This is a genomic window from Mechercharimyces sp. CAU 1602, assembly GCF_024753565.1.
Lineage (GTDB): Bacteria > Bacillota > Bacilli > Thermoactinomycetales > JANTPT01 > Mechercharimyces.
Window position 1 is genome coordinate 1461311 of record NZ_JANTPT010000001.1, and the last position, 24119, is coordinate 1485429.

General features: G+C 45.1%; 22 protein-coding genes and 1 other annotated feature. Of the genes, 9 read left to right on the forward strand and 13 right to left on the reverse strand.

The genetic code is table 11. From position 1 onward, the window contains the following. The first annotated feature begins 1 nt into the window (after position 1). The gene (locus NXZ84_RS07640; RefSeq protein WP_258839673.1) at positions 2 to 844 is read left to right on the forward strand and encodes an SDR family oxidoreductase; all 843 of its coding nucleotides are present in this window, start codon (positions 2 to 4) and stop codon (positions 842 to 844) included. Positions 845 to 913: 69 nt separating this feature from the next. Here the strand turns inward: NXZ84_RS07640 and murC are convergent, their stop codons facing one another. The 7 genes from murC to hemL form a co-directional block, all read right to left on the reverse strand. Next, on the reverse strand, positions 914 to 2293 hold the full coding sequence (gene murC / locus NXZ84_RS07645) for a UDP-N-acetylmuramate--L-alanine ligase (RefSeq protein WP_258839674.1): 1380 nt from the start codon (positions 2291 to 2293) through the stop codon (positions 914 to 916). A gap of 34 nt (positions 2294 to 2327) precedes the next feature. Continuing rightward, a complete protein-coding gene (locus NXZ84_RS07650; RefSeq protein WP_258839675.1) occupies positions 2328 to 3632 on the reverse strand; it encodes a bifunctional folylpolyglutamate synthase/dihydrofolate synthase in 1305 nt (434 codons plus the stop codon). 81 nt (positions 3633 to 3713) lie between these two features. Next, a complete protein-coding gene (locus NXZ84_RS07655; protein ID WP_258839676.1) occupies positions 3714 to 6374 on the reverse strand; it encodes a valine--tRNA ligase in 2661 nt (886 codons plus the stop codon). A 40-nt stretch (positions 6375 to 6414) separates the two neighbouring features. Then, positions 6415 to 6646, reverse strand: a binding site (T-box leader). Between the two features lie 105 nt (positions 6647 to 6751). Further along, on the reverse strand, positions 6752 to 6910 hold the full coding sequence (locus NXZ84_RS07660) for a hypothetical protein (protein WP_258839677.1): 159 nt from the start codon (positions 6908 to 6910) through the stop codon (positions 6752 to 6754). A 173-nt stretch (positions 6911 to 7083) separates the two neighbouring features. Further along, entirely contained in the window at positions 7084 to 8208 is a 1125-nt protein-coding gene (locus NXZ84_RS07665) for a phosphotransferase (RefSeq protein WP_258839678.1), read from the reverse strand. A gap of 104 nt (positions 8209 to 8312) precedes the next feature. Then, entirely contained in the window at positions 8313 to 9482 is a 1170-nt protein-coding gene (locus tag NXZ84_RS07670) for a LysM peptidoglycan-binding domain-containing protein (protein WP_258839679.1), read from the reverse strand. Positions 9483 to 9764: 282 nt separating this feature from the next. After that, positions 9765 to 11054, reverse strand: coding sequence for a glutamate-1-semialdehyde 2,1-aminomutase (gene hemL / locus NXZ84_RS07675; RefSeq protein WP_258839680.1), 1290 nt, complete (start codon positions 11052 to 11054; stop codon positions 9765 to 9767). 266 nt (positions 11055 to 11320) lie between these two features. Here hemL and NXZ84_RS07680 point away from each other — a divergent pair, with 266 nt between their 5' ends. Both NXZ84_RS07680 and NXZ84_RS07685 read left to right on the forward strand, forming a co-directional pair. Beyond that, positions 11321 to 12622: an amidohydrolase gene (locus NXZ84_RS07680; protein WP_258839681.1), complete on the forward strand. Its 1302-nt coding sequence runs from the start codon at positions 11321 to 11323 to the stop codon at positions 12620 to 12622. 118 nt (positions 12623 to 12740) lie between these two features. Beyond that, on the forward strand, positions 12741 to 13127 hold the full coding sequence (locus NXZ84_RS07685; protein WP_258839682.1) for a VOC family protein: 387 nt from the start codon (positions 12741 to 12743) through the stop codon (positions 13125 to 13127). Positions 13128 to 13265: 138 nt separating this feature from the next. Here the strand turns inward: NXZ84_RS07685 and hemB are convergent, their stop codons facing one another. The 5 genes from hemB to hemA are packed head-to-tail and all read right to left on the reverse strand — an operon-like array spanning position 13266 to position 18212. Next, positions 13266 to 14237, reverse strand: a complete 972-nt coding sequence (gene hemB, locus NXZ84_RS07690; protein WP_258839683.1) for a porphobilinogen synthase — start codon at positions 14235 to 14237, stop codon at positions 13266 to 13268. Positions 14238 to 14257: 20 nt separating this feature from the next. Then, positions 14258 to 15058, reverse strand: coding sequence for a uroporphyrinogen-III synthase (locus tag NXZ84_RS07695; RefSeq protein ID WP_258839684.1), 801 nt, complete (start codon positions 15056 to 15058; stop codon positions 14258 to 14260). Further along, positions 15055 to 15981, reverse strand: coding sequence for a hydroxymethylbilane synthase (gene hemC / locus NXZ84_RS07700; RefSeq protein ID WP_258839685.1), 927 nt, complete (start codon positions 15979 to 15981; stop codon positions 15055 to 15057). The genes NXZ84_RS07695 and hemC overlap by 4 nt, the downstream gene beginning before the upstream one ends. Positions 15982 to 16017: 36 nt before the next feature. Beyond that, positions 16018 to 16824: a cytochrome C assembly family protein gene (locus NXZ84_RS07705; RefSeq protein WP_258839686.1), complete on the reverse strand. Its 807-nt coding sequence runs from the start codon at positions 16822 to 16824 to the stop codon at positions 16018 to 16020. Positions 16825 to 16844: 20 nt separating this feature from the next. Continuing rightward, positions 16845 to 18212: a glutamyl-tRNA reductase gene (gene hemA / locus NXZ84_RS07710; protein ID WP_258840362.1), complete on the reverse strand. Its 1368-nt coding sequence runs from the start codon at positions 18210 to 18212 to the stop codon at positions 16845 to 16847. A gap of 294 nt (positions 18213 to 18506) precedes the next feature. Between hemA and NXZ84_RS07715 the strand changes: the two genes are divergently transcribed. The 6 genes from NXZ84_RS07715 to NXZ84_RS07740 all read left to right on the forward strand — a co-directional run bounded on the left by NXZ84_RS07715 (position 18507) and on the right by NXZ84_RS07740 (position 22942). Next, a complete protein-coding gene (locus tag NXZ84_RS07715) occupies positions 18507 to 19517 on the forward strand; it encodes an ABC transporter substrate-binding protein (RefSeq protein ID WP_258839687.1) in 1011 nt (336 codons plus the stop codon). Between the two features lie 38 nt (positions 19518 to 19555). Then, on the forward strand, positions 19556 to 20335 hold the full coding sequence (locus tag NXZ84_RS07720) for an ABC transporter ATP-binding protein (RefSeq protein ID WP_258839688.1): 780 nt from the start codon (positions 19556 to 19558) through the stop codon (positions 20333 to 20335). Continuing rightward, on the forward strand, positions 20332 to 21153 hold the full coding sequence (locus NXZ84_RS07725) for an ABC transporter permease (protein ID WP_258839689.1): 822 nt from the start codon (positions 20332 to 20334) through the stop codon (positions 21151 to 21153). Before NXZ84_RS07720 ends, NXZ84_RS07725 begins: the two co-directional genes overlap by 4 nt. Positions 21154 to 21220: 67 nt before the next feature. Beyond that, a complete protein-coding gene (locus NXZ84_RS07730; protein WP_258839690.1) occupies positions 21221 to 21694 on the forward strand; it encodes a hypothetical protein in 474 nt (157 codons plus the stop codon). Between the two features lie 16 nt (positions 21695 to 21710). Beyond that, positions 21711 to 22463, forward strand: coding sequence for a type I methionyl aminopeptidase (map, locus tag NXZ84_RS07735; RefSeq protein ID WP_258839691.1), 753 nt, complete (start codon positions 21711 to 21713; stop codon positions 22461 to 22463). Between the two features lie 131 nt (positions 22464 to 22594). Beyond that, complete coding sequence (locus tag NXZ84_RS07740) at positions 22595 to 22942, forward strand: ribonuclease G (RefSeq protein ID WP_258839692.1); 348 nt, start codon at positions 22595 to 22597, stop codon at positions 22940 to 22942. Between the two features lie 57 nt (positions 22943 to 22999). On the opposite strand, the gene NXZ84_RS07745 is transcribed toward NXZ84_RS07740, so the two are convergent. After that, a complete protein-coding gene (locus NXZ84_RS07745) occupies positions 23000 to 24109 on the reverse strand; it encodes a D-alanine--D-alanine ligase (RefSeq protein ID WP_258839693.1) in 1110 nt (369 codons plus the stop codon). Positions 24110 to 24119: the final 10 nt, after the last annotated feature.

The window sequence follows — 24119 nt, forward strand, 5'->3', positions numbered from 1 at the left end:
GATGAGTAAAGAAATTGCACTGATTACGGGATCGTCTAGCGGATTTGGTCTTCTTACCGCTTTATCACTAGCCAAAGAAGGCTATCAGGTCATTGCCACCATGCGTGCTTTAGAAAAAAAGACTGCCTTAGAAAAAGCGATCGAAAAGGAGAAGCTCACTTCGATCGAGATCCTTCCACTGGATGTAACCGATCATGATTCCATCTCTACGACGATTCAATCTGTCCTCGAACGATATGGACAGATTGATCTGCTCATCAATAACGCTGGTTATGCTGCCAATGGATACGTAGAGGATCTATCATTAACTACTTTTCGCGAACAATTTGAGACAAACTTTTTTGGACTCATCGCTGTTACACAAGCAGTCCTTCCTTCCATGCGCCAACGCCAACAGGGACGAATTATCAATATGAGTAGTGTGAGCGGTCGCATCGCCTTCCCTGCTCTCAGCCCTTATTCTTCCTCTAAATATGCTGTCGAAGGGTTTAGCGAATCACTCCGTCTTGAAATGCTCCCTTATGGGGTCTATGTCTCGTTGATTGAGCCAGGTTCATATCAAACTTCTATCTGGGATAAAAGCTTTGCCCAAACGGACCAAGGTAAAAGAAATAGCAACTATCCCAAAGAGATGGAAATGATTATGAATGAAGCGATTCAAATCAAACAACACGCTGCTGACCCTCAAGATGTGGCTGACCTTATCGTCCGAGTTGCCCAGCACCCTAATCCTAAGCTACGCTATCCTATCGGAAAAGAGGCAAAATCCACCCTGCGCCTAAAATCCCTCCTCCCTTGGGCATGGATCGAACGCTATGTGATAAAAAAATATCTGAAAATGTAATACTACCTTGTAAACAAAACCCCTAAATGGTTAAGACAACCATTTAGGGGTTTTTATCGCCTTCTATTATTATGCTTCCCTTTTTTCCAATGCTGGCACGAGACTATGAGCCAACTGCCAGATGTCTCCTGCTCCCATCGTCAGCACAAGATCATCTTGTCGTAACATCTCCAGCAAATATGCCTTCGCCTCTTCTTGCGTGTTACAAAATTGGACATTTAGCTGTCCACTCTCTTTAACCATTTGTGTTAAACGCTCCGATGTAACGCCTTCGATTGGTTTCTCACCTGCTGGCGAGTAAATACTGGTAATAACAACTTCATCCGCATCAGCAAAAGCCTCGCTAAACTCCTGCATCAACAAGTGTGTCCGTGAATAGCGTTGTGGTTGGAACACCGTAACGATCCGCTTGTTCATCGCCTTTACACCTTCAATTGTGGAACGGATTTCAGTCGGGTGATGAGCATAATCATCTACTACCATGATTCCGTTCACCTCACCGATCACTTGAAAGCGGCGCTTCGCACCACGAAAATGGGTAAGCGCATCTGCAATTTGTGCAAAAGATAAACCTACTTGTAAACAAGTGATTACTGCGGCTAAAGCATTAGAAACATTATGATGACCCGGTACAAACAGATGGATTTCTCCTAGCACCTCCCCACGATACTGGATCTCAAACCGTACTTCCCGCTCCTGCGCACGAATATTGATTGCACGGTAATCAGCCTCTGGATGCAGGCCATAGGTAATGACATTTGCATCCACCTCTTCCTTCATCTCGCGTAGATAGGGATCATCAACAGACAAAATAGCTGAGCCTTCGCTCTGAATTTGGGATAAGAATTGCTTATATGCTTGTTTCAGATTTTTAAAGTCACCATCGTAGTTTTCTAAATGATCCGGTTCGATATTGGTCACAATACCTATGTAAGGAAAATACTCCAAGAATGTGCCATCACTTTCATCTGCTTCGGCCACAACATAAGGACTACTCCCTGCCTTAGCATTACCGTCTAACCCTACCACTTCTCCACCAATAATATAAGTGGGATCAGCCTCACCCAGCTCCATCACTTGGGCAATCATAGAAGAGGTCGTTGTCTTACCATGGGCACCTGCTACTGCTATTCCCTGTTTATCATTTAACAATAACGCCAACATCTCAGAGCGATGCATCACAGGAATCCCCCATTCACGAGCCGCCATCATCTCTACATTGTGCTCAGGAATACTGGAGGAATAAACTACCCGGTCTGCTCCCTCCACCCATTTTGCATCATGTTTATAATGTACTGTTGCGCCTCGTGCTGCCAAACTTTCCGTCAACTTATTTGCAGATAAGTCAGAGCCCGTCACAGGATGACCCATCTCTACCAATACACGGGCGATAGCACTCATGCCATAGCCACCTATCCCAATAAAATGAATATGTTCGTTCGCTTTCATCGGATGCACCCACTTCCTTTATTGATAAATCCTATTACTGTATCATCCTTCTAACTTCCGCTACTAGGTAGAGCGATCCCGTCACCAAGATCAACTCCTCAGGCGTCCCTGATGTGCGCAACTCTGCCATCCCCTCTTCTGCGTTTCCAGCTACTGTTACCATAAGCTCGGGTGCCAAAGAAGTTATCTTATCTTTTAAGACTGATGGAGGAAGTGCACGTACATCGTCCACTTGTGTCACGACTACCTTCTCTACAAACGGTAATATCGGCTGTAAAATAGCTTCAACCTCTTTCTCTTTCATCATAGCGATCAACATGGCGATGCGTCGATTTGGAAAGTGCTTATGAATCGTATGAGCAAGTGCACGGGCGCCTGTTTCATTATGAGCACCATCTAAGAGAATAGGCGGTTGCGAAGAAATCACTTCACAGCGCCCTGGCCATGAAGTCTTTTCTAAACCCACTCGCACTTCATCCTCCTCCAAGACAGTTGCATAAAATTGGCGTAACACTTCCAACGTCATCAATGCTGTCGCTGCGTTTCTAACCTGATGCTCACCCAACAGCGGAATCTTCACTCCAGCAATGGTGCGAAACGGGCTCACAAAATCATACTGATCTCCTTGCCCTGTCATCGTGTACTCTTTATCCCACTGATAGAGTCGACTCTTTTGCGCTTGCGCTACGTGTGCAATTTCCACCAACGCCTCTTCATCCATTTCACCGATAACAGTAGGTACGCCCCGCTTAATAATCCCCGCTTTTTCATGGGCGATTTCTGTTAATGATGAGCCTAGGAATTGAGTATGGTCTATACCGATATGAGGAATAACCGACACGAGCGGATACACCACATTCGTCGAATCCAGTCGTCCTCCCATACCCGTCTCCCACACGACAAACCAAGGGGAGGCTTCATAAACAAAATAACAAATAGCAATCAACGTCCACCATTCAAACGGTGAAACGCGCTCACCTGTTTCCTTTTCTAACTGTATAACGTAAGGATAGAGATGGTTCGCCCAGTTAACCAAGGAGGCGTCCGCGATAGGCTCTCCATCCACCACGATACGCTCACTCCAGTGTTGAATATAGGGTGAAGTAAATAAACCCACCGGATACCCCGCATGTTGCAATGAACTAGCTATCATCGCTGCTGTGGAACCTTTCCCGTTGGTTCCAGCGATATGAATGCATTTTAATCTTCGTTCCGGATGATCCAATTGGGTAAGAACGCTCTGCATTCGTTCCAAGCCCGGTTGTATTTTTTTGGCACAATATGAATCCATCCATGTTAAGACCTCATCTGCTGAATGAAATCGTTGCTGTTCACTCATGATTGATCTATTCCCTCCACTTTATCTTTAAACACCGTGAGAGATGGCCCCCCTCCAAATCTGAGCGGGCCATCTACAACTTTAGTCTTGTAACTCTTGCAGGCGAGCGATTACCTTACTCCGCTTTTCCGCATATTCTTCCCCTTTTCGTTTCTCTTCCTCCACAACATGAGCAGGTGCTTTGCTGACAAACCCTTTATTGCTCAGTTTCTTTTCTACACGCAAAACCTCTTGATCCAACTTCTTCTTCTCAGCCTCCAAACGGGCGATCGTTTGTGAAATATCGATCAGCCCTTCCAGAGGTAAGAATATCTCCGCACCTGTTACAACAGCACTCATAGCACGAGCAGGTTGCTCGATCTGTGTCCCGATTTCCAATTTTTTCGTTTGACACAAGCGTTGAATCGCTTCGCGACTGTTTTCAATCGTCTCAATCGCACTCTCATCTGCCTTAATTAGAAGATCCACTTTATGACCTGGCTCCACTTCCTCTTCCGCACGAATATTACGTACTGAGCGGATCAAATCGATAAGAAGATTCATCTCCCCTTCCGCATCAGAGAAGGAAAATGACTCCCTTGCTGTCGGCCAGCTAGCAATTGTAATGCTTTCCCCTTCTTCTAGCGGTAAGTGTTGCCATATCTCCTCTGTCACAAATGGCATAAACGGGTGAAGAAGACGGAGCGACTGATCCAATACGTATACGAGCACCGCGCGGGTGCGCTGTTTGGCCTCTTCATTTTCACCGTAAAGAGGTAACTTGGCGAATTCAATATACCAATCACACACATCGTCCCATACGAAATTGTAAAGAAGGCGACCCACTTCACCGAAGTCGTAGCGCTCTAAAAGACGTGTCACATCGGCAATCGTTTCGTTTAGGCGGTGTAAGATCCAACGATCCGCCGTCGATAGCTGCTTTATACGCTCTGCTGTCAGTTGTAAATCTGCTGGCTGTTGGGACTCTACATGCATAAGAGCAAAGCGGGATGCATTCCAAATCTTATTAGAGAAATTGCGTGCCGCTTCCACACGCTCCCAGCGGAAGCGTTGATCATTCCCCGGAGTACAGCCAGTCGATAGCATAAAGCGCATCGCATCAACTCCGTACTTTTCAATCACTTCCAGTGGATCAATTCCGTTCCCCAGTGACTTAGACATTTTCCGGCCCTCAGCGTCGCGAATCAATCCTGTAATCAGCACATCTTGAAAAGGCTTTTGCTCTGTAAATTCAAGAGAGGTGAAAATCATGCGTGCAACCCAGAAATAGATGATGTCATAGCCAGTTATCAATACGTCTGTTGGGAAATAGCGCTTAAAATCTTCACTTTCCGCAGGCCACCCCAGAGTAGAAAATGGCCATAGCGCTGAACTAAACCACGTATCCAATACATCGTTATCCTGCTTGATTTTATCACTTTGACAATGCTCACAGGAAGTAGCATCTTCACGCTTCACGGTTACTTCTCCACAGTCCTCACAATACCATGCTGGGATACGGTGCCCCCACCAAAGCTGCCGTGAAATACACCAATCACGGATATTTTCAATCCAATGCAAGTAAATCTTCTCAAAGCGATCGGGTACAAACTGAGCACTTTCTCCACTTTTCGTATCTTTTATCGCTTGTTCCGCTAATGGCTCCATCCGTACAAACCATTGCGTAGACAAATACGGTTCTACAACAGCTCCCGACCGTTCACTATGCCCCACTGAATGCATATGTTCTTCAATTTCAATTAGTACCCCTGCATCCTGCAGATCTTTTACAATCTGTTTACGACATTGGAATCGATCCAGTCCCTGATATGGACCTGCCTCTTTATTCATCACACCGCTCTCATCCATGATTAATACCTGAGGCAATTGATGACGCTGACCAATTTCAAAATCATTTGGATCGTGCGCTGGTGTTATTTTTACCGCGCCACTTCCAAACTCAGGATCTACATGCTCATCTGCTACAATTGGAATTTCACGTCCAATAATAGGGAGAATCGCTCTTTTTCCGATCAATGACTTATAGCGCTCATCTTCGGGATGAACGGCAATGCCTGTATCCCCTAGCATCGTCTCTGGGCGAGTCGTCGCCACCCGAATTGAGCCTGATCCATCCTGTAGCGGATACTCTAAATGATAAAGCGCTCCCTGTACGTCTTTATAGATAACCTCAATATCTGAAAGAGCGGTCCGTGCCGCCGGATCCCAGTTAATAATATACTTCCCGCGATAGATAAACCCTTTTTCGTACAGACGTACAAAAACTTCTCGCACGGCTTTCGATAACCCTTCATCCATCGTAAAGCGTTCTCGCGAATAATCGAGCGACAAGCCCATCTTTTTCCATTGACTATGAATCACATTTGCATATTTTTCTTTCCATTCCCATACTTGCTCTAAAAATTTCTCCCTTCCTAGATCATGGCGCGTCAACCCTTCTTCACGCAAACGCTCTTCTACTTTTGTCTGCGTCGCAATCCCAGCATGGTCCGTACCTGGGAGCCATAATGCATCGTACCCTTGCATCCGTTTAAAACGAATGAGTAGATCTTGCAATGCGTTATTTAATGCATGACCAATGTGTAAGTTCCCTGTTACATTTGGCGGCGGGATTACAATTGTATACGGCTTCTTACTCTGGTCTTGACCAGCGGTAAAAAATCCTTTTTCCATCCAAAAATCGTACCATTTCTCTTCCGCTTTTTTAGGATCATAAGCGGATGGCATTTCTGATTTAACCATAATTTTCATCTCCTTTAGCACATAAAAAAAGCCCTCTCATCCAAAGGACGAAAGAAGCATCTTCGCGGTACCACCTTTGTTCACAAACCCACTGTCCCGATTCGTGCCCTTACAACCCTTAACGCGGGCAGACGACCTACCTTACTCCACTGTTCAGGCAGATAGCTCCAGGGCGACCCGTCATTGGATTCAACTAAAGCACCTTTCAGCCTATGGGTGCTATTCTCTTTATAGTGAAATACCCAACAACTCTTCCCTCTCACAGCCTCACTGACGCGACCATGTCATGTTTTTCATATTGTACAATGGAAAAGGCAACAGGTCAAATATGAATGCACCCGTCGCCTCTTCTTGTTCGTTCCATACCGTTTTTCTCATCAGTTCATTCCAAACGCTTTTTGCACACTTTCATACATCAAAGGCGGGTCAGCTAATACAGCCAATAGTAACGTGGCCCCCAATAATAATAAACTTAATAATAACAGAAAGAAAAAACCACGATACATGCTTTTCGCCATTGATTTTACTGCACTCACAGGCAAAAACCTCCTGTCGTTTCAAAAAAGTCTCTTCTCTATTTTGCTCTTTTCTTTTCTGCTTGTCCAGTCTCTATCAAAAAATATGGAATGATCCGGTCATTAATCGCACATAAAAAGCTGATGAGGAAGCTGTTCTCCTCATCAGCTTTATTTCTTACAATGAGGTATGGTTACGAATCAGGAGGGCTATGAGGGAAGATGGGAAATTGGACAGGCTCGTCAGCTAGCCCCAGCTCAGTCTCCTGCAACCCTTCCTGCTCACGACTAAACCGCTTATTCTTTCTTTCTTGTAACTGCACTTTATCTCTTTTCTGCCACAAAGTTTGAATCACTTCTTGAAACCGGCCCAACTGTGCTATCGCACGATCAAATTCTCCGACCGAATACGATTCGTTTACAGATGATTCATCACCGTAATACGATTTTAACACTTGATAAGGTCGCAGGGGGTAAGCCAAGTATACTGCTAATAACTTCTCTTCGATCCGTTTTAACGATGATTCTTCTTCATAGTGACTAAGGTAAGTAGAAATATCTTCCCGATCCGGATCACCAAATTGACGATAAAACGTCGCTATATCACGTACAGGAGTATCAATCACGGCATGGTCAAAATCAATCCAATACCAGCCACTTTCACTGATTAGGACGTGCTTTGGATGAATACGAGCATGGCATAAGGTGTAACGAGGAGCTTTGCCCCGCTCTGCTTGTAGAAAGCGCTCAACCCCACGAATGGAAAAGTCAAACGCTTTTTCTAAATAAGATGCTTGCTCTAGAAAAGAATGATCCAATGGCGATGGGATGTCGCGTTTTCTAGCAAAATGAAAATACTCCGCCGTCTTCTCTTTCCTTTCCTTCCACCTTTCAATAAAGGGTTCATTTAGTTGATTCTTAAACTTAGGGTATCGCTTAACAAGGGGTGCCGATAATTGATGCAACTGAGCCAGTGATTCAAGCAACGCATCTGTTGATGGTGCAAACAACTCTTGTTCGGCTGACTCTATCCATGGAGTCGCATACCAATTCCCACTTGTTGTCATTACATATGCTTCATCCGACTCGGTCTTCACCCATGGAATTACATGCCGATATCCTTTTTCACACGCATGCTGTAGGATATCATATATCATCATTAGTTTTTCTGCCGGTTGCTTCGTCCACTTTAGCGCATATGTACCCTGGTCTGTTTCCACACGAAAGATTCTATTGATCTGTGTCACTTTATGGGGAGTAAATCCATACTGAGTGAAAACTTGTTGTAATTCTTGCCGGCTCATATTTTGTTGCTTCACTATGCTTTCCTCCCTTCGTTATGAAGAGGATAAGGGAACGACCTCTATACAGAAAGCGGCCATCCCCGTTACGCTTACTCCTTCTTCAACGGTTATCACCACGGTTACGCTTCACGTGGAATATAGACGATCTGTCCTTCTTCCAGCGCATGACTATCTAGGCTATTTAGCTTCATAATTCTACTCGAAGCCAAATTGTAACGGTCGGCTATCGTATCCACGGAATCATTTTTTTGAGCAATCACCATGCGCATACGGACAAAGCTTGGTTCTTCTTCACGAACCAAGCGCCGTGCCCATTCCAATGAAGTCCCACTTGATTTCTCTGCTCTTGTCCCCGCTCTAGCTTCCGCTGCTACTTCAGTTGTCGTCGAACTGCTTTCTTCTGCCGAAGAATCAGCAGAAACGGAGGATAGGGAAACCTCTTCTATTTCCGGGCGAATTGGATGAACATTACTTCTTTCATACTTATTTCCAATTAGTTCCGTTGATGATTCAAATTCCTCTTCTCCATAATCAGCAATATCAGATGGTGTCAGTCTCTGCCGCTTCTTTTCTAAATGGCTCGCCCGGATTTCCCTTTCCTCTTCTTCCAGGCGTTCTGTATCTTTTTTATCATACTCATGATCTTGTTCAGCTCTAAATTCATATGAATCAGGTACATCTCTTTCTTGTGAATCGAGCTGAGATGTTGCCATCATTAACTCCTGTGCTTCCGATCGTGGTAAGTCAGACTCTGCTGACACACTGTCTGCTTCCTCAGCCTCTTCCGTTTGTGAAGTAGTAAGCTCTTCTCTCCCCTCATCTTCTTGCGCACGCGCTCCTGCAAATGAGGCTTCCGGAGCTTCCTCCCTTGTCGCTGGAGCCTGATTGCCGTCATCAATTAACCCATCAATAGTGAGCAAAGCCTCAATTTGCAGTTCGAATGGTGATAATACTTGATAATCAAATGCCTCCACCTCGGCAGCTAACAATTCTAGATCGGCTTTGTCTGTGGGTAAAGAGATCTCAACCGGGATGACGTAAGCGATCTCTTCTTGCTTCTCTTCATTCACCTCCGCTTGCATCTGAGCCGATGTCGCTTGATCATTGCTGCGATAAGCACCATTAAGACGCAAGTAGCCATGAATTTTTAGATGAGTATCTTGTTCTTCAATCTCGACATCCGGGTAAAGGTCCAGCTCCAGGAGGGTATCCATTCCCGGCTGATGGGGATGAAGTCGCACCTTTTCAGAAATATCGAAACGTAACTGTTTATACTCGTTGTCCGCCACTGTGCTCCCTCCTCGCATCGAAAATATCATCCGAAAACCTGGGTGGGTATAATGCGAGAGAAACGCCGAACGTCGATCCTACGCACTTAACATCACAGATTTTCGACTGTACTGTATCTATATGCGCTCTTTCGACGGATATAACCCTGTCCGAATGGGAGAACTGGCAGACTTACAATGTTACACGCGGGAAATGAAAGAGAACGAAATGTTCCTTCTAGCTGGGTTCCATGTGCCATAAAAAAAGGACTCACCCCTTGTTTAAGGTGAATCCCCTAATCCTTATAATTGTGCTAGTGCAATGCGGTTCGCTTCAATCGTACGATCAATATCTTCAATAGAGTGGGCAGTAGACACAAACATCCCTTCAAATTGAGACGGCGGGAGCGATATCCCCTGCTCCAACATCAATTTAAAGTAAGCTGCAAATCGTTCACGATCTGCCCCGCTCGCTTGCTCATATGAGATCACTTCATCTCCTGTGAAAAAGAGACAAACCATCGAACCCACGCGGTTTATATGATAAGGAATACCTGCTTCCTCAGCGTTTTTCCGCAGACCACTCTCTAAGCGCTGTGCCCGTTCATCCAGCTGTTCATATACACCTTCTTGTCCCAGTTCAGCCAATGTTGTATATCCAGCTGCCATCGCAAGCGGATTCCCCGATAAAGTTCCTGCTTGGTATACAGGGCCTTCAGGTGCCATGAGAGACATGATTTCACGTTTCCCTCCATAAGCTCCGACCGGAAGCCCACCCCCGATCACTTTACCAAAGGTGGTTAGGTCAGGTTGTACGCCATATAAGCCTTGTGCGCAGTGTTTATGTACACGAAAGCCCGTCATTACTTCGTCGAAGATGAGCACGGTTTCATGATGCGTACACAAGTGACGCACTTCCTCCAAATAACCTGCCTGAGGAGGCACAACCCCCATATTCCCCGCTACAGGTTCCATAATTACCGCAGCGATATCATGCCCATATTTCTGGAAGGCGAGGCGCAAACTTTCTACATCGTTATACGGCACCGTCAACGTATGCTGCCCTGTGTTTTCAGGGACACCAGGACTATCGGGTAGACCTAATGTCGCCACACCGGAACCCGCTTTGATAAGCAAGCTATCTGAATGACCGTGATAGCAGCCTTCAAACTTTAATATCTTATTACGCTTCGTGTAGGCACGAGCCAACCGCAGTGCACTCATCGTCGCCTCTGTACCTGAGTTTACCATCCGCACCACATCGACCGAGTCTACCCGTTCGGTAACCAACTGTGCCAATCTCGTCTCCATCTCCGTCGGCGCACCAAAACTTGTTCCTTTGGCTGCCATCTCTTGTACAGCTTGTACGACACGTGGATGAGCATGCCCTAAGATTAGTGGTCCCCAAGATCCTACATAATCAATATATTGGTTCCCATCCACATCAAAGACACGAGACCCTTCACCACGCTCTATGTATACCGGAGTCATTCCCACAGATTTAAAAGCTCGGACGGGACTATTCACCCCCCCAGGAATCACTTTGCGCGCTTCCGTAAAATTGCGTGCAGATTGTTCAAATCCTTTATGCATCTAATTCACCCCTTCGTTCAACCTTCCTTCGTATTGTACCGCAAATCGATAAAAATCGTACACACCCAATGAAGTGACAACTTTGCGGAGAAGTATAGCACCATACTGCATCAGGGACCTATTCTTCCCTCACAACGTTGCCGCATAAGTTTAATCCGTGCTGTCATCCGTTATACCTCCCCCTTGACCTTCTCGCTACGTAAACCCTTATCATCGATCATGAAAGCTATTTCAAACTATCTACCAAACAAGAGGGAATGATTCATATGAGTCTACTCATTCAAAATGCAACCATTATAACGATGATAAAAGAAGAAATGCCTTTTCAAGGAGATATCTTTATTGAAAATGAAGAGATTGTAGCCATTAGCCGCGGCTCATATAAACCTATCCCTTTGCATACTACCCTAATCGATGCTACCGGCATGATTGCCCTCCCCGGTCTCATCAATACTCATCAACACTCACCTATGTCATTATTTCGCTCATATAACGATGACCTCAGATTGATGGATTGGCTACGACAAAAGATTTTGCCAGCTGAAGCTCGTATGACGGAAGAAGATATCTATTATGGCTCCTTACTTGGAATTGCAGAAATGATTCGTTCTGGTACAACTACATTTGCCGATATGTACATTCATATGGATCAGGTAGCCGCCGCCGCTTCATTATCTGGAATTCGAGCATCCTTAACACGTGGACTCGTCTTTAACAATGATTTACAGAGCGAGAAACGCCTTCAAGAAGGATTAGAGCTTATTCACCACTGGTCTGGAAAAGCAGATGGTCGAATCACTACTATGCTGGGTCCGCACGCTCCCTATACCTGCGATCCCACTTCGCTAAAACGGGTGATGCAGTATGCAACGGACCTGGATGTTGCCATCCATATTCACCTAGCCGAAACCTTGGAAGAAAGCGAATGGATGCAACACCGATATAAACGCTCATCTACTCAATATCTACATCAACTCGGAATGTTAGACGGGACCCATCATCTTCTACTCGCTCACTGCGTTCACGTGAATGAAAATGAGATTCCTCTATTGACTAAGATCAAGGGAGGCATCGCTCACAATCCTATGAGTAACCTCAAACTAGGATGTGGATTTGCTCCTATCACACACTTTCGGGAACAGCACATCACTGTTGCGCTGGGAACCGATGGAGCGGGGAGCGCTTCTTCTCTTGACCTTTTTAAGGAAATGAAAATAGCTGCGGGCTTACAAAAAGCACAAGCATCAGATCCTCTTGCTGTCAGTGCCTTCGATATCCTTTCAATGGCAACCGTGAATGGGGCACGTGTACTCGGTCTGGAACATCAAATTGGCAAGTTAGAAACAGGTAAAAAGGCAGATCTCATCCTTATTAACCTTAACCAACCCCACCTTACACCCCAGCATGATCTCTACTCCTTACTCGCCTATGCTGCTACTGGTGCCGACGTCGATACTTCCATCGTAAATGGACAAATTCTTATGCGTGGACGAAAGTTGCAAACGATAGATGAAGAAGGACTATTACAAGAGGTTCAGGAACGAGCACAAAGACTAGTCACTATTTAATGTAACGATTCGAACTGCTTAAGAAGGATAGTTAGAACAAAGGAGAGAAGCTAATTTCACTGGGGTTATTCAATAAAGACGATGGAGTAGAATTTTCGATTATAAAGGAGGATCATTCATGAAAATAAAACTAACGAGTGTTTTGGTCGATAATCAAGAGAAGGCTCTTAATTTCTATACCGGTAAACTTGGCTTTACAAAAAAACATGACATTCCCGTAGGCCAGTTCAAATGGCTAACTCTAGTATCTCCTAATGGAGCAGGGGAGATTGAGTTACTTCTTGAACCTAACGATAACCCTGCAGCCAAAACATATCAACAAGCTCTATATGAACAAGGAATACCCTTCACAACTTTTTTTGTCGAAGATGTCCAACATAAGTGCCAAAGATTAGAAAAGGCTGGAGTCAAATTTACGATAGCTCCCACAAACGAAGCCTGGGGAACTTACGCAAGATTTGATGATACTGTAGGAAACATTATTCAAATTCAAAATGAACAATAACACAGGCAGGCGGACTTCTCATTATATAGAAGTCCGCCTGCCTGTATATCTAGCCCACTTTTTATAAAGTCAACTTTCAGATGGTGGCTACATCTGATTTCCTGATGTTACAGCTTGAGCACAGGCTTGATCCGCCTTTTAATTCTTTAACCACCGCGCGGCATCTTTTGCGTGATAGGTAAGAATTAAATCAACTCCGGCTCGCTTCATTCCTGTTAGCATCTCCATAACTACCGCTTGCTCGTCGATCCATCCGTTTTGTGCTGCTGCTTTTATCATCGAGTACTCCCCACTTACGTTATACACCGCCAGCGGAAGATCAAACTGTTGTTTCAAGCGCACAATAATATCCATATAAGCCAGTCCTGGCTTTACCATCAGCATATCGGCACCCTCGTCCACATCAGAAGCGGCTTCACGCAGTGCTTCACGCGCATTAGCTGGATCCATCTGATACGTCCGTCGATCACCAAACTGCGGCGAGGAATCAGCCGCATCACGGAATGGCCCATAAAAAGCCGAAGCATACTTGACCGCATACGACATAATAGGAATATGACTAAATCCTTCCTCATCCAACCCCCGCCGAATCGCTGTAACAAATCCGTCCATCATATTCGAAGGTGCAATCATATCAGCTCCTGCACGTGCCTGCGACACTGCCGTCTGTGCTAATCTCTCTAGTGAGGCATCGTTGAGGACAATCCCCTCTTCCACTACGCCACAGTGACCATGATCAGTATATTGGCACAAACACGTATCAGCAATCACATACAATGCAGGGTGCCGTTCTTTTACTAGAGCCGTCGCCCGTTGCACGATACCAAACTCATCATCCGCGCATTTTCCTACAGCATCCTTTTCAGACGGTACCCCAAATAAGATGATGGAGCGTATCCCTAAACCCACAATTTCGTCGATTTCTTCCTCTAATTGATCGAGCGAATAATGATATACACCTGGCATCGAAGGAATCTCTTTTTTCACCTGCTTCCCTTCTACCACAAAAAGCGGATAAATGAGATCAGTCAGTTGAAGTTCATGTTCACGCACCATTTGACGAATCGCACTATTTGCTCGTAAACGGCGGTGCCGTTTAAAATTTTCCATCTCGAGCACTCCTCTCCTCTTCAGCTATTTCTTTGATACTTCGACATAGCGGCTATCAAACCATCTAAGGTTGACTCTTCCGCAACCAACTCCGCCGTCAATCCTGCTTGTTCCACAGCGGCGGCTGTAACAGGACCAATGCAGGCGAGACTCACTTGTTCCAACAACCGATCCGCCTCCCTTGTCGAGGAGCGAAGCGCATGTACAACATGATGAACGGAAGAGGGGCTGGTAAAGGTGACAATATGTAATTGACCTGTTTCTAACAAGCGAATGACCTCAGTAATATCACCAGGAGCTGGCACTGTCTCGTAAGCAATCACATCCGTCACTTGAAAACCCGCTCCAGCTAGTTCTTCTATTAGCCAAGGTCGTGCCAACTGCGAGCGGGGGAACAGCAGGCGTTCCCCTACTTGTGCCTGTGAGGAGAGTATTTGAAACAACCCCTCTTGACGATATTCCTTCCTCGGCGCGAGGGATACTTTCCAACCCCGCTGTTCCACTGCTGCTTTTGTCTGAGGGCCTACCACAGCGATTTTAGGCCCTTCCACTTCGGTTTTCCACTTTATCCCCAGCTGCTCTAAGCGCTGTGCGAAAAAGCGAACACCATTAGAACTAGTAAAAATTAACCAATCATAGTGAGGCAACTCTTGCAAGGCATGATCGAGCGGTTCCATATTTCGTGTGGGTTTCACACAAATAGCAGGGTACGTGAAAGCCGTCCCTCCATGCGCTTCTATTTTTCCTATAAATGCTTGATTCTTCTCCTCCGGTTGTGTAACTAAAATGTGTACACCTGCGAGCGGAGATAAGGAATTCACTTGTCAAGCTCCTTACGAACATCATTTAACAATGCGCCAGCTCCTTCTTCCTTCAACTGTAACGCTAATTGCTGACCCATCTCTATCTCATCTCTCCCTAGTCGTTCACCTTTGAAGATCGTTTTCCCATCTGGTGAAGTAACCAACCCTACTAATCTAATTTGATCCCCTACCTCAACGGCATAACCTGCGATCGGTAGATGACAGCCGCCTTCAAAAGCATGTAGAAATGCACGTTCCGCACGTACACAACGTGCTGTTGACTCATCGTTCAAGTTTTGTAATTTATCCCTCACTTCTATATCATCCGTGCGGCATTGTATAGCGAGAGCACCTTGTCCCACTGCTGGTAACATCATATCAGTAGAGATCACTTCCTGAATCCGCTCATTCCATCCCATCCGTCGCATTCCTGCCGCCGCTAATAAAATGGCATCAAACTGACCGTCCTCAAGCTTGGCCAACCGCGTATTGATATTTCCGCGTACCGGTTCTACCACCACATCCGGACGCAAGGCTAATAATTGAGCTTGGCGACGCAAACTACTTGTCCCCACACGTGCTCCGCTCGGTAGTTCTTTTATCGTACGATACTTCTCAGATACCATCACATCATGAGGATCTTCACGTTTCGTAACAGCCGCAATCTGTAAACCTTCTGGCATCACACCGGGTAAGTCTTTCATACTATGGACGGCAAAATCAACACGCTTATCTAAGAGGGCTTGCTCGATCTCTTTAACAAATAAGCCCTTACCGCCCACCTTGGATAAAGTCACATGTAAAATCTTATCGCCCTTGGTGACAATTTTCTCCGTCTCCATCTGCCATGTCGATACATACGGCTTTAATTTTTCCATCACCCATTCAGTCTGTGTAAGAGCGAGTGCACTCTTACGTGTCCCTGCAATCACTGTCCGCACCATGAAAACTCCTTTAAACTCTTGTTCTATTTATTACTACAACCACTGATGAAACGATAAGCCCGTATTAGAAATAAAATAATTGATCCAGATCGTCATAAAAACAGCTAAATTCCACCATGCTAATTGCCGTGCAGGCCAACGATTGGAATAGCGTTGATACAGATGGAAACTATACACCAATAATACGAGGAGCGAGCCAAATATCTTAGCATCCACCCAAAAGAGCGCCCCTAATGTCTGATATGCCCAGAGAGAACCCAGTATGAGCGCCGTCAATAAAAAAGGAACGCCAATAACAACAAGGCGATTAGAAAAAGATTGTAATTGATCCAAGCTGGGTAGTCCCCGTAGTAAATTCCACTTCTTACGCTTCAACAGGTAGCTAACCAATAAGTATAATCCTGCAGAAACTGCAGAGAGCGAAAAAGCCGCATACGAAACAAGTGCCATCGAAACATGAACAAAAACTAGTTCAGTTAAAAGTGGACCGGAAAGTCCTGTATCGTCACTGACAAAAAAGAGACTAGACGATGCCACTGCAAACCCGATCACATTTGTCAAAAAAACGAGCAAATCCATTTTATAAAGGGCATTGATCACTAGAGTAAAAGTGACCAACGCCCACGAATAAAAGAAGAGCGAGTCAAACGGCGTTAATACAGGGGAGGTAAACACACGCACAGCAAAGAAACTGGCCTGCATGAACCATACCAACACGAGTAATCCCTGAGCCATTCGCTTGGAAAGAGGGTTTTTATGCATAAGATTTGCAAATGCAAACAAGAGACTTAAAGCATAGGAATAGATAATAAAGTCAGATACCCAATGCTCTGCAAACACGGTGCAAAGCCCCCTTCACACTATGATCGAACCGAAACATCTTTTGAAACCCATTTTGCTTGAAAGGACACCGCAGTCGGACAACGCTTCACACTCTGCATTTGTTGTTGTTGCAGCGCTTCCACTTCATCTTCCAACGCAAACAGGTGGACAAACATATCAAGATACTCATCCCGTTTGGAATCTGCCGCTGATTCTTTAATACGCGTAATCGGGTCACGAATCATCTGATTGATAATACTTTTCGTCTGTTTTCGGATCAATCGTTTTTCGTAATCACTCAAATCTGGTAGTTTGCGCTCAATTCGATCCATAGCTTCTTCTTGAATCGTCAGCGCTTTTCCCCGCAAAGCACTAATGACTGGCACCACGCCCAGCGTACCCATCCACTCCAAAAACTGTTCAACTTCGTCATGAATCCAAGCCTCAACCTTCTCTGCTTCCTGCCGTCGCAAACGTACATTGCTCTCCACAATATCCTTTAAGTCATCGATATCATAAAGATAAGCATTCTCCAGTTGATGCACACCCGCATCAATATCCCGTGGCACAGCAATATCGATAAAGAAGAGTGGAAACGATCTCGTCTTTATAATGGGCTCTACCATTTCACATGTGATTACTGTGCCCGATGCACCCGTAGAACTAATTACAATATCAGCTTGCGCCAATCGCATTGGTAACTCACACAACGTCCCTGCCTCGCCTTGAAAGCGATCCGCTAAGCTCTGTGCTTTCTCCAATGTACGATTGAGAACGATCATCTGCTTGGCTCCGTTAGCCTGTAAATGTTGAGCTGTAAGTTCCCCCGTCTTTCCCGCTCCCACCAACAGCACTGTTTTGTTGGTAAAAGTGGTAAACATCTTCTTCCCTAATTCAACTGCCGCATAGCTAACTGATACGGCGTTTTGTCCAATTTCCGTCTCTGCATGCACACGCTTTCCGAACGTAATCGCCTGCTTAAACAAGTGATTAAAGAGCGTGCCGGTCGTCTTCTCAGCTTGTGCCGTAAAGAAAGCTGATTTCACCTGTCCTAAGATCTGTGTTTCTCCTGGAACAAGCGAATCGAGTCCACAGACAACCTGCATGAGATGGTCAACAGCCTCATCTTGCTGCTTAATGTATAGGTGATCAATAAAATCATCGAAAGGTATGTTAAACCAGTCTGCGAGAAATGAACGCAGATAATAAGCTCCTGTGTGCAATTGATCACAGACCGCATACAACTCCATACGATTGCACGTGCTCAATACCACACACTCCAAGACGCCCTTTTGTGCTTGCAACCGCGTGACTGCTTCGCTGATTTCATCGGCAGAAAATGCCATCCGTTCACGAAGTTCAACAGGAGCTGTTTGATGATTGATCCCTGCTACCATGATATGCATCGTCTTCACCCCGATCTACCTAGGACCACTCACTAAAATCTCCATCCCATTATAACATAACTCCTTGTCCCCTAAGACTGACACTCCTGTGAACAGAATTTGAAGTTCATGCATACGATACAGGAGGTAATTGGGCTCCTATCCTCTTCTTTCTTCTGTTAAATATCCTACCCTGAACTTTCAACTTCAAACCCCAGTTCTACGCTTTCCCGTGAAAAGAAACCCCAAGAATCCTTAATATGAAAGGAGGCACGGGCAGGGACGGATGCACAAGCAATCCTGCCCCTATCTCAAATGATAACAAGACCATTACGCTGGGCAATCACCCTTACTATTCTTTGTCTACTCGCGCTTTCACTCTTTGCCTGCTCTCCCACCGATCAAGATGAAATTCAAACGATTCGAGTAGTTGAAGTGACACACTCTTTGTTTTATGCACCACAATATATTGCTATGGAAAAAGGATTTTTTCAAGATGAGGGCATACAGATTGAGCTTCTTAATGGTGCGGGTGGAGATAAGACAATGACAACCCTTCTCTCAGGAGAGGCCGATATTATTTTAATGGGTCAGGAAGGAGCTGTCTATGTTACCGCTCGTGAAGCGAATGAGCCTATTGTCGCTTTTGCCCAACTAACCCAACGTGACGGTAGCTTTCTTGTCGCCCGCACACAGACATCCACTTTCAATTGGAGTGATCTGCGAAATCAAACCTTATTGGGTCAACGAAAAGGCGGCATGCCACAAATGGTTAGTGAACATGTCCAACGAATAAATGGACTTCATCCACACAAAGATGTTTCCATCATCCAAAATATAGAGTTTCAACATCTAGGAACTGCCTTTGCTTCCGGTACAGGCGATTACGTACAACTATTTGAACCCATCGCCTCTCAGCTTGAAGAAGAAGGCAAAGGATATGTAGTCGCCTCCTTCGGAGAGGAGACCCAATATCTACCGTACACTGTATATTTGAGCAAACAATCCTGGCTACAGAGCGAGCGAGAACTTGCCGTTGGCTTTACTCGAGCCCTTTATCGCGCCCAACAATGGATGACAAAACACTCCGCTGAAGAGATAGCAGATATCGTTGCTCCTCAATTCCCTGAAACGGATCCAACCATTGTAGAAAAAGTGATCCAACGATACAAGCTTCAAGATGTATGGGCGCCAACACCCGTCATCGAAAAAGAAGAGTATGATCATATGATTAAGATAATGAATGAAGCTGGTGAACTTCCAAAGGCGGTTCCATATGAATCTGTAACTAACTCTGAAATTGCAGAAGAAGTGATTAAAAAATAACTTACACTTCCTGGTACTGAAGAAAGGAGGCACCATCTATGGAGAACCATGTCCCAGCACTTCAGTTAGTAAAGGTAAGCAAAACATACTTACAACGAAGCGACGTTGAACAAGCGATTGCTGGGATTAACTTTACGATTGCTCCGAGGGAGTTTGTCAGTTTAATCGGACCGAGTGGATGCGGAAAAAGTACAATCCTCTCGCTCATCGCCGGTCTCATTCAGCCAAGTTCAGGTAATATCTTTGTCCATGGAAAGAAAGTGGCTACTCCTTCACGCTCCCTCGGCTATATGTTACAGCGTGATTGCCTCCTTCCATGGCGAACCGTCGATGAAAATATCATGCTGGGTTTAGAAATTCGCAAACAACTTACGACCGAAAACAAAGAGCTGGCACAGCAACTGCTCCATGAGCTTGGATTAAGTCATGTGCGCTTCCGTTATCCTGCACAACTCTCTGGAGGGATGCGTCAACGTGTAGCTCTCGTTCGTACCCTCGTTCTGCGTCCTTCCGTCCTGTTATTAGATGAACCTTTTTCTGCCGTCGATTTTCAGACGAAATGCGAATTAGAAGAGCTACTTACTGCTGTCCTCCAACAACAAGGACAGACAGCCTTACTCGTTACTCATGATCTTGAAGAAGCGCTTGCAGTCTCTGATCGTATCCTTATTATGGGTGGTCAACCTAGCCGCATAACGAAAGAAATAAACCTCCCTGACGACTTGCGCCAAACAGCTCCCTTACAAGCACGAGGACATCCTCAATTCCGTTCGCTGTTTGAAGAATTATGGCGGGAACTAAAGGGGGGAAAAGAGTGAGAAAATGGCTTGCTCGTGGAGCTAAATCCCAAGAACACGGTGAATATTTACGTAAAGAGCGTCTGAAGAACATAACGGTTCATTTCATGCAGTTGCTCCTTCTCCTCACACTGATAGGCGGATGGGAGTGGGGGGCTCGTACTCGAACCATTGATCCCTTTCTCTTTAGCAGTCCCAGTCGTATCTACTCCCTTTTCTTAGAGATGAGTGCCTCCGGGGATTTGTTTTATCATATGGGAGTTACTTCCTTAGAAACCATTACAGGCTTCATTCTCGGTACATGCGGAGGAATCTTTTTAGCTACTCTCATCTGGTGGTCTCCTTTCCTCGCGCGCGTTCTTGACCCCTATCTTGTAATCGCAAATAGCATGCCCAAAGTCGCTCTCGGACCTCTATTTATTGTTACCATGGGTGCCGGATTTCTATCGATTGTAGCAATGGCAGTCGCCATCACCATTATTATTACTACACTCGTCATCTATACCCGTTTTCAGAGTACACCCCAGCAACCTATTCAATTAGCCAAAAGTCTGGGTGCCTCCCGTCTTACCATTTTTCGTCTCATTATCTTCCCCCATGCTGTCCCCGACATGATCTCCACTTTAAAAGTAAATGTAGGTTTAGCCTGGGTAGGTGTTATAGTAGGTGAATTCCTCGTTTCTGAATCTGGATTAGGACATTTGATGATCTATGGCTTTCAGGTTTTTCATCTCAGCCTCGTCATGCTTAGTCTCATCCTGGTTGCAATCCTGGCAACAATCATGTACCAAGCAATCGCTTGGCTAGAAAACCGCCTCCAGCACCATCAATCGAAATAAGTTATATGATAAACTAGGATAAACATTACATCGAACGATCTACTATCGAAAGGTACAGGAGGTTTCCATGCGCACTAAAGTACTAGGAATTGTACTCATCTTCGCGGGATTCATGTTCTTTTCCTATCAGGAACAATGGGAATTATTTCAAGGATGGCTATCCTGGGAACTGATCGTGCTCCTCTCCGGCATCATGATCATTGCTATATCTTTACGCTCCCCTTATCGCAAAATGATGTTACATGGTGCAATCGTAACTGCCATTGGACTACAGCTCTGGGGAGAATCTCACTTGCATTACTGGCCCAATCATTGGAGCAACTATGTTGTAATATTAGGAAGCGCCATCTTTATAGTCGGCATTTTACAAAAAATGAAATTTTATATAGGAAGCGGGATCGCTGCCCTCGCTTTTGGATTTATATGGTGGCCGCTCGCTCCATCCTTCTCGCTCATCGCTAAAATCCGATACGTGTTCCTCGAATATTGGCCCCTAGCTCTCATAGCTATTGGGATCTTCTTGCTCTGGAGAAAAAAGTAGAAAGTGTGATGATGTGATGAGTATCATCAAGTCGGCAAAAGAAATCGGCAAGATGTATAAAGCAGGTCAACTTTTAGCCCGCTGTCATCAAGAAATTGCACGTCGCCTTCGTCCCGGTGTATCCACGCTAGAGATAGATCGCTTTGTCGAACGATATCTACACCAGCATGGTGCCACTCCCGAACAGAAAGGATTTTTAGGGTATCCTTATGCCACTTGTGCTTCAGTTAATGAATGCGTATGCCACGGTTTCCCTACGGCCACTCCTTTACAAGAAGGAGATATCTTCACCATTGATATGGTGGTAAACCTAGACGGCTGGTTGGCAGACTCCGCCTGGTCTTATGAGATTAAACCTGTTTCGTCTGCTGCTAAAAAACTACTTCAGGACACTAAAAAAGCATTGTACATCGGGATTGAGCAGGCATATGCAGGGAATCGTATCGGAGATATCTCCCATGCCATTCAATCGTTTGCGCAACAAAAAGGATATAGTATCGTACAGCATTTCGTGGGCCATGGGATCGGTCAACGCATTCACGAAGATCCCGCTGTTCCTCATACTGGACCCGCAGGAAAGGGAGAGCTTCTGAAAGAAGGGATGGTCATCACGATTGAACCGATCCTCACTTTAGGGAGTGATCAAATAAAGATAGATAAAAAAGATGGCTGGAGCGCGCGAACTGTTGATGGGAGTTTAGGCGCTCAATATGAGCACACGATCGCAATCACCTCCAACGAACCGCTCCTTTTAACTCGGCTATCATAAACCAACATACACTATTTCAATATTTTTTCACATTCCTCTTTAACATACCAGTTTCCTATTATATAATTACCCTGTACAAAACGTGCTTATATATTCTATTAGGGAGTTGTTTAATTTTTATGCAATCACATATGGAACAGGAATCGGTTTACGCAACGCCTGCAGAAATTAAAAAATGGAACTGGGGCGCTTTTTTTCTGGGCTGGATCTGGGGAATAGGTAATAGCGTCTGGATCTCATTATTATGCTTTGTCCCGTTTGTAAATATCGCTATGCCTTTCGTTCTAGGATATAAAGGAAGCGAGTGGGCGTGGCAAAATAAATCGTGGGAGAGTGTAGATCACTTTAAGCGAGTACAAAAAAAGTGGGCGATTTGGGGTCTAGTAATTTTTCTGATCTCGATCGTGTTCTTAGCTCTTGTATTTATCTTAATGATATTTGCCATGATCGCGGCTGCTAACACTGGTTCATCTATGTAAACCATCGTAACAACAATTTAAAGAGCCGGCTCCTCTTTATGAAGGGCCGGCTCTTTATTAATTAACTTCAAACGTCGTGATTGTCTTTTTCTTTTCTTCGTATCGCTGCATTGCTAACTCGATTAATTTAGTAACCACACTTGCATACGTAAGTCCAGAGTGTTTCCATAGATTTGCGTACATGCTGTACGGTGTAAATCCTGGCATCGTATTTATTTCATTAACAAAGATTTTACGATCATCATGACGCACAAAAAAATCGACCCGTGATAAGCCAGTGCAGTCGATCGCACGGTAACATTGAAGCGCCAAGTGACGTATCTCTTCTAACGTTTCTGCTGGTAGTTGTGCGGGGATCTGCATTTCTGATTTGCCATCAATATATTTAGCACGATAATCATAAAAATCATTGGAAGAGACGATTTCGCCAGGTACGGAAGCTTCTGGCTCATCGTTACCCAACACCGCCACTTCCACTTCACGAGCGTTAATATATTCCTCTACGACAACCTTACGATCGAAGCGAGCTGCCTCCTTGAGACCTTTGTGTAAACGATCACGATCATCTGCTTTGGAAATCCCAACACTAGAGCCTAGATTGGCTGGTTTAATGAAGCATGGATAGCCAAAGCGTGCCTCAACTTCATCCATCACCTGTTCCAAATCTTTTTCAATCTGAAAGCGCATATAATAGGTGAAGTCTCCCTGTGGCAACCCTTCGTGGGCAAATACCTTCTTCATCATCACCTTATCCATCCCAACTGCGGAAGCGAGCACACCTGCTCCCACATAAGGAATGTCTGCAATTTCCAATAATCCTTGCATTGTACCATCTTCTCCAAAGGTGCCATGCAAAACAGGAAAAACCACATCCACCTGTTCTTTTAATCCAGTAATATCACCCGATATTGAAGATGCACTAATGGCTGTCTCGCGCTCAAGCACCTCTTTCATCTCTTTTAAAGCACCACGATTCAGCGACTTTTCTAACAAGGGTAATGCTTCACTCCCCCTATGCCATTCACCTGTTTGCGTAATCGCAATCGGTACAACCTCAAACCGATCACGGTCAATCGCTTGTAAAACAGAAGCCGCAGAATGCAACGAAACCTCATGCTCTCCAGATTTTCCACCGAACAGTACAGCTACGCGAATTTTCTTGTTCACTTCCTACTCC